11 protein-coding genes are annotated in these 8,569 nt (G+C 43.4%); all 11 read right to left on the bottom strand.

Annotation, left to right across the window (positions count from 1 at the left end; genetic code table 11):
* Positions 1-96 precede the first annotated feature (96 nt).
* Complete coding sequence (locus tag D5018_RS19645) at positions 97-579, bottom strand: hypothetical protein (RefSeq protein ID WP_133309347.1); 483 nt, start codon at positions 577-579, stop codon at positions 97-99.
* Between the two features lie 113 nt (positions 580-692).
* Positions 693-1,691: an ArdC family protein gene (locus D5018_RS19650; RefSeq protein ID WP_243637478.1), complete on the bottom strand. Its 999-nt coding sequence runs from the start codon at positions 1,689-1,691 to the stop codon at positions 693-695.
* Positions 1,675-1,842 carry a conjugal transfer protein TraD gene (locus tag D5018_RS19655; RefSeq protein ID WP_243637479.1) on the bottom strand — a complete coding sequence of 56 codons (168 nt, stop codon included), beginning with the start codon at positions 1,840-1,842 and terminating at the stop codon, positions 1,675-1,677. Before D5018_RS19655 ends, D5018_RS19650 begins: the two co-directional genes overlap by 17 nt.
* Positions 1,826-2,545, bottom strand: a complete 720-nt coding sequence (locus D5018_RS19660) for an LPD7 domain-containing protein (protein WP_121840689.1) — start codon at positions 2,543-2,545, stop codon at positions 1,826-1,828. Before D5018_RS19660 ends, D5018_RS19655 begins: the two co-directional genes overlap by 17 nt.
* Positions 2,542-4,386 carry a type IV secretory system conjugative DNA transfer family protein gene (locus D5018_RS19665; protein WP_121840690.1) on the bottom strand — a complete coding sequence of 615 codons (1,845 nt, stop codon included), beginning with the start codon at positions 4,384-4,386 and terminating at the stop codon, positions 2,542-2,544. The genes D5018_RS19660 and D5018_RS19665 overlap by 4 nt, the downstream gene beginning before the upstream one ends.
* Positions 4,370-5,392 carry a P-type DNA transfer ATPase VirB11 gene (gene virB11, locus D5018_RS19670; protein ID WP_121840691.1) on the bottom strand — a complete coding sequence of 341 codons (1,023 nt, stop codon included), beginning with the start codon at positions 5,390-5,392 and terminating at the stop codon, positions 4,370-4,372. Before virB11 ends, D5018_RS19665 begins: the two co-directional genes overlap by 17 nt.
* A complete protein-coding gene (virB10, locus tag D5018_RS19675) occupies positions 5,370-6,518 on the bottom strand; it encodes a type IV secretion system protein VirB10 (protein WP_121840692.1) in 1,149 nt (382 codons plus the stop codon). Before virB10 ends, virB11 begins: the two co-directional genes overlap by 23 nt.
* Positions 6,518-7,432 carry a P-type conjugative transfer protein VirB9 gene (gene virB9 / locus D5018_RS19680; protein WP_121840693.1) on the bottom strand — a complete coding sequence of 305 codons (915 nt, stop codon included), beginning with the start codon at positions 7,430-7,432 and terminating at the stop codon, positions 6,518-6,520. Before virB9 ends, virB10 begins: the two co-directional genes overlap by 1 nt.
* Positions 7,433-8,146, bottom strand: coding sequence for a VirB8 family type IV secretion system protein (locus D5018_RS19685; RefSeq protein ID WP_121840694.1), 714 nt, complete (start codon positions 8,144-8,146; stop codon positions 7,433-7,435).
* Complete coding sequence (locus D5018_RS21790; protein WP_165905123.1) at positions 8,139-8,291, bottom strand: hypothetical protein; 153 nt, start codon at positions 8,289-8,291, stop codon at positions 8,139-8,141. Before D5018_RS21790 ends, D5018_RS19685 begins: the two co-directional genes overlap by 8 nt.
* Positions 8,284-8,457 carry a hypothetical protein gene (locus tag D5018_RS21795; RefSeq protein ID WP_165905124.1) on the bottom strand — a complete coding sequence of 58 codons (174 nt, stop codon included), beginning with the start codon at positions 8,455-8,457 and terminating at the stop codon, positions 8,284-8,286. The genes D5018_RS21790 and D5018_RS21795 overlap by 8 nt, the downstream gene beginning before the upstream one ends.
* Between the last annotated feature and the right edge of the window lie 112 nt (positions 8,458-8,569).

Below are 8,569 nucleotides of genomic sequence, written 5' to 3' on the forward strand. Positions count from 1 at the left end.
TGGCAAAGTGCTGGCTAATAGTGGTAGTTTTCATGGTGTTTAACAGGCAAAGACTATTATAAACCACGATCGATTCTGGTTGGCAAACGATCAAACTTAATTGCTTATTTTTGACCCGTTTGCCCTATTTCTGAAAGCAAATGCATTGTCTGAAATAAGTAATAACAGTAAGCTAGCTAAAATGACTTCCAATATTGAATGGTTACCTAAAAAAACTACAAAGCTATCAGGAACAAAACCACGGAATAACAAGTGATCCTTTACTAAAGAGTAACTGTGACCTAAGAAACCAAGAATCATTATTGCAATTGCTAACACTTTCTCCTTTACGTTTGAATAAGAATAACGAGCATGGCGATAAGCTATAAAAGCCAATACACCTATTAGCACTAGTAACATCACTCTATGCTCTTGGAGGTATAACGACATTGAGTCACCTAAAGAACGTCCCATAAAGCCGTTTGTGAGCATATCATTTACGTGGAATAGCTTTTTTAAGAGACTACTAAAAACGACTGACCACAACCCCAATATTCCTAACACAACGTAACAAATACGATACAAATTTTGTTTAGACATACAGCTCCCTCAACAACATCACTTCTCTGGATTGAGTTCAGCCGCCAATACTCCTCTATAGTTCAAATCGACTCAAATAAACTGAGACAAATTAGGTTCAACATATTGTAAACCTACCTATCCAACTCCACCAATTCCCTAACCTTCAACTTCTCAGCCAACTCAACAACACTCCTAGGCTGACTCACTCGGTTTGATTCAATTGAAACCACCTTAGAACTTTGATTCTCAAACTCCATCAGATAATCGTGGATTTTTTCTGCGTCCCTTGAGGCTTTTAGAATTTCTTTGGGATCATCTTGAAGTACCTTGATCCAATGGTCGACATAAGCAGCGTGTTGACCAAAGCTGTGACCGATTTGTAGTTCATCACCGAGCATGAGTGAGGCTATTTCAGCTCTGAGTTCTTCTTTTGCGTAAGACTCATCACCGAAGCGACCAGTTAAATCTCGGTTGAGCCTTTCCTTTGAGCCTGAAGCGTGACCACATTCATGCAGAATCGTGGCGTAAAATGCGTCTGCGGTTGGGAACTGCTGGCGCTGAGGTAAATGAATGCTGTCGGTAGACGGGCAGTAATAGGCGTTATCAAACTGATCATGATGGACTGGAACACCAAAGTTTTGAATGAGTTTTTCAGCTCGTTGATGGCGTTGCCATTCTGGTGCAGTGTTGGTTTCAAGTTCTGGTAAGCCTTCGATTTGCTCGGCATTGAACACAATAGCTGAGAACACTTTGGGCTTGTCGAGCTTAACCGTTACTTTAATTGGCTTGCCGTCCTTATCTAACATTGGTTTGTCATTGCTGTCTTTTTTAATCACCTTATCGAACAATTTCCAGTATTGAACTAGTGTGCCTCGTTCACTGCGTTTAACTTGAGCATCAATGCTTTGCGCTTGTTTGTAGGTCATCCACCTTGAATCCCCTCTGCCCTGCATGGCTAACCAAAGGGCATTTGCGCCTTTATAACGAGTGCCGCTGATTGGATTGTGGGGCATTTTAGGTTCACCGGCTTTCCAAGGGACTTGCCAAGGTGCAGCCCCAACTTTCAATTGCTCGATAAGCTCATTGGCGATCCGCTGATAGTAAGGCAGCTTTTTATTGTCGGTTGCCATCGCCAACTCCTTCTACTTGAGTGGACTCGATGGCTTCTTGCTCTGTGATAGCCGCCTCTTCGAAAGCGCCTAACTCTTCAGCTTCTTGCTGGCTTACTTCTACTTCAACGCCAGCATCATTAAGCGTGAGTAATCTATCGTTCAAGTTCATGTTGTTGCTCCTGTACTTTGGATTTTATTGTTTTGGATGATGTTGGTTTGGATGAAGGCGGCTTTGATTCAGTTGTCGGTTGGTGCTTTACCTTATGGGTACTCAGCCATTGCTTCACTTTATTTATAAATCGCTCTTTGGTTTGCGGTGTAAATAGCGCTGTTTGCTTGTCATTGGCAGGCGATGTCTTTGCTTGGTTTTTCTGCTCGGTTTTAGTGGGCTGAATTTGTGCCAACCGTTGTAAGTCTTGCTGATTGGGTCGATAACCTTTTACTGACAGCCCTAAGCTTTTGGCTTGAAACCACGCTTCTCGTTTGAAAGCTTGGGTGCCTGTTACTCGTATTTCTGACCAGTTACGGCTTACCGCTATCGACATTAAATCCGTCACCACCTTGTTACTTTGATGACGTGTTTGTAGCTTTATCCCTTTATCGGTAAAGGCTAATTGTTGAGGTTGATGCCGAAAATAATACTTATTTTGAATTGAAAAATATCGCTTGTTGATCCCAAGCGGTAACTGATTTGGCGCATCACTTGATGGCGTTAAATAGTTATCGACACTCTTAAGGCTTTGGCTGATTTCACTGTTTGCCGCTTTGAGCTGTGTCGGTAATGCCTCCTTTTCGTTTCCTGATTTGGTTAGTAGCTCAATGCTGTTTAGGGGCTTAGGTTTATCAGGCTGTTTAGTTTCATCTTGGCTCATGATTTTTCTCCATATACCTGCTCACAAAAGCTATCCACTAACACATCAAGCTCTTCGTCCGTTGGCTCTGTAGGATTATCAGAAACATGCTGAAATGATGACTGTGGCGTTACCGTTTCTGACTCCGCTCCCTGCGTAGTCTTGATAGTGACTTTAGGGCTAGATATGAGTTGAGGTTTAACTTTAGGAACTGGTAGTAATTGCCATCGACTTTGCTCTGCGGTGTTACCTCGCTGTAAGAGTGCTTTGTCTTGATACCAGCGGATCTTGTTACAAAGAATTGGAGGACAATTTTCTACAATCAGAATTGATCGACTTTTCCCTAATTGAATGATTTCTTGCGGTAGCATCAAGGCTCTGTGCTGCTCACTAATGCTTTCGCTTCTTCCACCTTTACCTGACAATTGACGACTTCGGCTGCGTTGTTTAATAGTAGTATTCCCCAAGGTTTCTGAAATATCTCTAGCAGTTTTTGGGTTCTTTGGCGCAAACACAATTTGCAGTGCATGGTTATCAATCAGGGTTTCAGCACCATCGAAGCCATAGATTTCTCGAAGCTGTGCAGGAGATTGAATAATGGTAAGCAGTCTCAACCCATAGCCAGCCACATAGCTAATACCACGACTTAAGATGCCGACTTTCCCGATAGCCGCAAACTCGTCCATCAATAACAGCACTTGATGTTTCAATGCTGGATTTTGCTCTGGTAGCTCACGAGTATTGAGGTCAATTAATTGCTGAAAGAACAGGTTAATCAGCGGTGCCAATCGCTGTAAATCATCTGGTGTAACGCCTACATAAATTGAAAGCTTTTTTCTGCGTAACTCTCGAAGATCAAAGTCGTTATCGGCTGTTACAGCATCAATCACAGGGTTATAAAACAACTCTAAAGCAGAGGTAAAGCTTTTACGAATTGAGCCACGAGTGCGGTCTGGTGTTTCCAAGTACTCTTTTAACGCCAATAAGCACTGACTTGAAAGGCTATGAGCTTCATCGGTTCTTTGCTGAATTTGCTCAGCTAAATATTCATCCCCTTGCATCAATAACCGCAGAACTCTTCCCATCGTCACAGGTAACGGTGGTGTTTCTATCAAGTACAATACCAGCCCTAACCACAATGAACGGGCTGATGCTTGCCAAACAGGTGATTCATTGTCGATATTCGGAAACAACATCTGTCCGATTTTCTGAATATCATTGATTCGAAAGCTTGGATCATCACTGATGTAATACAAAGGATTCCAACGATGGCTTTGGTAGTCTCTAGGCGCAAGATTGAGCAGAAAACATTGCTGGCCATGCGCTTGTCGAAAACCTGAAGTGATTTGCCAATTCTCTTGCTTAATATCCAGCACCACCACTGAATCATTCCAGCTGAGCAAGTTAGGAATGACAACACCGACACCTTTACCGCTACGAGTTGGCGCAGACATCAACACATGCTGCTGACCTGAAAATTGAAGGTACTCACGATTAAAGAGTTGTTGACGCTGACCAACAATGATCCCACGTTCCCCTATCAAGCCAGCCTGCCGAATCTCTTTTTTGGTCGCAAACCGAGCCTCACCATAAACAGGACGTTTATTGCCTTTGAAGCGATGAATAATGGGCAAAAGAAAAGGCAACGTTCCTGCTGTGAATGATAAGCCCAACCAGAACTGAGACTGAGGCTGTTTGCCATAACGATAAGCGTATTGCAGCCAAGTCCAAGGTTTAGCATGGTGTATGTTTATATGAGCAAACCATAAGTAAATCACACTACACAGCCATTGATTAGCAAACAAAACCACCAAGAGCACAGCACCAAGCAAATACTTATTTCGATTAACTGACAGGTTCATAGTAAATTTCACTCACAAACCTGCGACCATTGATATGCTGTAGCTGCACAATCACATCAACACAGAGGGTTAACAGCTGTTTGATGTCTCTCCTTGATAACGAACTGCCAGCCTGACTTTCCTTCAACATAAGTACCAATTGCTCAAAGGCTAACTTCGGACTAGCGGCATGCATGGTGGTAATGCTGCCCGGGTGTCCTGAATTGATATTACGCAGAAAATAAAAGGCTTCATCACCACGAATAAGCTCTGCGACAAAGACCCTATCGGGCTTCATTCTCAAGCTGGATTCCAGCAATGTTTTTTGTGTTACAGGCGCAATGCCTTGACCTCCTGCGGAATAAAACAAACTGACACTGTTGGGGTGTGAGCGATAAAGCTGTAACTCATCCACATTCTCAATCGAAATCAGTCGTTCTTGCTTTGGCACTAACTCTAGCAATGACCGAAAGAAGGTGGTTTTACCCGAACCCGTTGAGCCAGCGACAATGATGTTTTTTCGTTTAGCGATAGCCAAAGTTAGAAACTCCAATACCTCGCCTTGTTGTTTTAAGCTCAGTAATTCATCACCTTGAGGTTCTGCTTGTGATGGTAAGCATGAATCGAAATAACCTTGCTGCTGATAGTCCTGCAAACTAAAAATCACCTTGGCAGGTTTTCGAATGGTGAAGCTTATTCGCCCTGCTATCGTCACAGGTGGTATCGCAATTTGCACTCGCTCACCTTGCGGTAACGTGGCAGATAGAATTGGGTGGCTGGTATCTAGCTTTTGCCCTGAATAAGTAGCAATGAGCTTGGCAAGACGCTGACAGTATTCAAAGGTAATGCTCTCGCTACGATGAAACAGCCACCCCTTATCACTTTCGGTTATCACTTGATGAGGCTGGTTAATCACAATTTCAGTTACCGAGTCCAACTTCAAAAAGTCATCCAAATACTTTAAGTGAGCTTCTAATGCCAAGCTTCGACATTGGTTATGGGTTTTAATCGGCAAGTCGCAAGTCATAGACACTCCTAAAATCTAAGTCACGAGCCACAAACACATTGATGTGTTCTCCCTGATTTTTGAGTAAGGTCGGTTTGATACCGATAGAATCTTGCAAAGCGATGGAAGCGAGATCTTTCGTACCACCAATGGTGTCACCAAACTGGATTTGATTCTTATCGCCGCTACTTGCTTTATTTGCGGCATATTGCCCAACATCACCAATCAGACTTAACAGCATGGCACTACCGAATCGCTGCTTGAAATGCCCGTCTACAAACCCAGTATGACCACTGCGACCTAATGGGTCAGTGCCAGTTGAATCTAAGTCGATAATGACGCCATTAGGGGTTTCAATGCGATTCCAAAGAACGAAGATCCGAGCCACGCCTTGCTGTAACCCACCTTGATATTGCCCGACAATGTGACTGCCTTTTTCCAATAACAGCACCTTGCCATTGGTGGAATAAATATCTCGACTTAACTGGCAACGAGTCATGCCTGGCACATCCGAGCTAATTGCGGTTTCTAAAATACAATCTAGGAATGCCCCTTTGGTGATGAACAAATTAGGGTCAACGATTCGACTGGCTAAACTGCCCTTCAATTTACTCGGCTGTAATTGCTGATTCAAAGAATCGGATGAAGTTTTTTGGGTTAACGCACCTTCAGCATTCAACTCAGCTTGTGCTTTGTTTTGAAGCTGTATAGGTTGGCTATAAGCCAATAATCCATCTAACTGCTTTCGTTGTTTTGGCGTCCGTTGCTTTTGATATGCTCCACCTAAAACAGTGTAATGAGGTGACTCGGTTAACCCTGAACCTGATGGCGTCCATTCCCCCGTGTGTAGAATGTCACTCCTAGATTGCTTTGCTGAATTAGAGCTTGAATGATTCTCGGGCTGCAACGGCTCAGGTGGCGCACCTAAATGATCTTCAATGGTGTAATGATGGTTCACCTTGTCTTGCTGCGCTCCATGATTAAAGCCACCGTTCACCACAACCAATAACAACACCACACCTAAAGCTAATATCGCTAACAAGCCTTTATTTAATTGAGGTTTACGAGAAATCGACTCCCCTAAATGCGATATGTCTTCTATCGAATTGGTTTCAGCTTCTTGATTGGGAGTTGAACTGCCGTCCATTATTTCTCTCCTTTTAGATCACGAACCACATGAGGAATATTGCTACTTTGGTATGAAGCAGGTTGTTCTTCAGTAAAGGAATGATTGAACAGACACAGCACCTTATTGCCTCTGCGAAGTACCAACTGTTTTGCAATGCGCTGAATGATGATGGTGTTAGGAAAAGCAGGATTGATATTGGAGTTCACTAAGCTTTCTTGGTCATCACTGCCAACCACATAAACCGCTGGTAAATCTTGTTTGCTGTTGAAAGTGATATAGGTGAACCGTCCATCATCAAATGCTGATACAGGCAATAACACCTTATCGCCTTTATAGAGGTAGTTTTGGTTCTTAACCGTAGGGCTTTGAATCGAGTTCAAGCGGCGAGATAACTGCTGATGTTGTAGTTGCGCTATCTGCTGAGCTTGTTGCTGCTCAGGATATAAAAAACGAACTTGAAACATCATATCGTTAGGGATTGGATGCGCCCCACGTCTTGACCAGTGAGCCGTCAACTCAAAATTGTAAACACGACTGCCATTCCCTAACTGAGTTAACACCGTCATATTGGTTACTGCTTTTTGGTCTTTCGGCTTAATAAAAATATGATTAGCAACGGGCGTGACTGACCACGCAGAGCTGTCTCCCATCGCTACTTGAGTGATGGTTTCACCTTTGGAAAACTCAATGTCTGTCGAGAACCCATAATGTCCGACAAGCTTCACTACCTGTTGAGGGTTGAACGCAATATGTCTAACTCGTCTATCAAAATGACCACCATGAGGTGTTTCAAGTGCAAAAGACATAGTTGAATACAACATTAACGTCATGCCTGCGAAGGCAGGCACCCAGCGACTTTTTCGTTTAAATGACTTTAAAGGCACTAGGTTTCTGCCTTCGCAGAAACGACAATAAGAAGCAAAACGAGACATCTAATCGTCCCCTGTTGCTTGATCATTGCGATAACTGAGCACCTGAAAACCGAGCGGATTAAGCTGTCGATTCTGCACACTCATTGGCGCATTTCGATAGGTGAAGGTAATGGTGGCAACCCAATGGGTTAATGGGTGTGACTCCCCTATTCGTTTTAACTGCTTTGAATAACGAACCAAAGCCGTAACTCGCTTCTCACCACTCACCTTATCTGATGCAATAAAGCTAATGGCATTCACTTTGGTGATCAGCTGAGCTTGCTTGCCATACATTGAAATCGGAGCATTTGGATTGAGTTTCGGATCGGTTTGGCTTGCGTAATCTTGTTGAACATCATCAACCGACATCAGCCCAACCAGCTTTCGGTTATAGCTACGAGTTTCCCACTGATAACCTTCTCGATAACGAACGTATTGCGCCAACCAATACTTATCTAATACCTCTTGTGCTTGTTGTTTGACTTCTCCATGACTGGTTAAAGTCGAAACCACATCAACCAAACCGCTATCGTTATCTACTCGAATGACGAAGGGTTCAATGGTTTTTAAGGGCAACAAACATAGCAGTCCAACGCCTTGCAATACGGCTATCAGAGTGAACAATAAACAGCATCGCCACGCTCTGCGCTCAGATGTTTTGATTCTGGTGCACAATTCAGAGTCCCAGCCTCTGGCTTCAGCAAAATATTGTTTAAATAGCGCCTTATCATTCATGGGATTGCTCGACTGGTTTAAGGACGACTGAAGCAGTATTAACGGGCTGTGACCCTTTGCCATTGTCATGGCAATGAGGTGGCTTTGGCGCACTGGCGCAATGTGTCAGTAATAAACAAAGCCCAATAACAGCGCATTTATTCATGGTCTGCCCTCCCCGAAATACTGTTACCACCAAATCGTTTTTGATAAGCCTGAAAGCCAACGCCAAGCGGTTTAGCTGGAGCTGCTAATGCTTGACCTGTGTAGTTCAAGTCGCGTCTTAAGGTTCGGTATTGATGTCTGAGTGTCGTAGGTCCGTCATTTCGCACTGATATTTCCTAACACTTAACAATAATCACTCACGGCTAATCAAGACACAAAGATCACAACAATTATGGCAAATAGATCACTGAGCCATAGCTAAAAGATCACAGACAAACT

The sequence above is a fragment of the Parashewanella curva genome (assembly GCF_003675895.1).
In the GTDB taxonomy this organism is placed as follows: domain Bacteria; phylum Pseudomonadota; class Gammaproteobacteria; order Enterobacterales; family Shewanellaceae; genus Parashewanella; species Parashewanella curva.

Excerpts from the sequence above, each read along its gene's own strand:
- D5018_RS19645 (WP_133309347.1), bottom strand. The coding sequence starts at position 579 with ATGTCTAAACAAAATTTGTATCGTATTTGTTACGTTGTGTTAGGAATA.
- D5018_RS19650 (WP_243637478.1), bottom strand. The coding sequence starts at position 1,691 with ATGGCAACCGACAATAAAAAGCTGCCTTACTATCAGCGGATCGCCAAT.
- D5018_RS19655 (WP_243637479.1), bottom strand. The coding sequence starts at position 1,842 with ATGAACTTGAACGATAGATTACTCACGCTTAATGATGCTGGCGTTGAA.
- D5018_RS19660 (WP_121840689.1), bottom strand. The coding sequence starts at position 2,545 with ATGAGCCAAGATGAAACTAAACAGCCTGATAAACCTAAGCCCCTAAAC.
- D5018_RS19665 (WP_121840690.1), bottom strand. The coding sequence starts at position 4,386 with ATGAACCTGTCAGTTAATCGAAATAAGTATTTGCTTGGTGCTGTGCTC.
- virB11 (WP_121840691.1), bottom strand. The coding sequence starts at position 5,392 with ATGACTTGCGACTTGCCGATTAAAACCCATAACCAATGTCGAAGCTTG.
- virB10 (WP_121840692.1), bottom strand. The coding sequence starts at position 6,518 with ATGGACGGCAGTTCAACTCCCAATCAAGAAGCTGAAACCAATTCGATA.
- virB9 (WP_121840693.1), bottom strand. The coding sequence starts at position 7,432 with ATGTCTCGTTTTGCTTCTTATTGTCGTTTCTGCGAAGGCAGAAACCTA.
- D5018_RS19685 (WP_121840694.1), bottom strand. The coding sequence starts at position 8,146 with ATGAATGATAAGGCGCTATTTAAACAATATTTTGCTGAAGCCAGAGGC.
- D5018_RS21790 (WP_165905123.1), bottom strand. The coding sequence starts at position 8,291 with ATGAATAAATGCGCTGTTATTGGGCTTTGTTTATTACTGACACATTGC.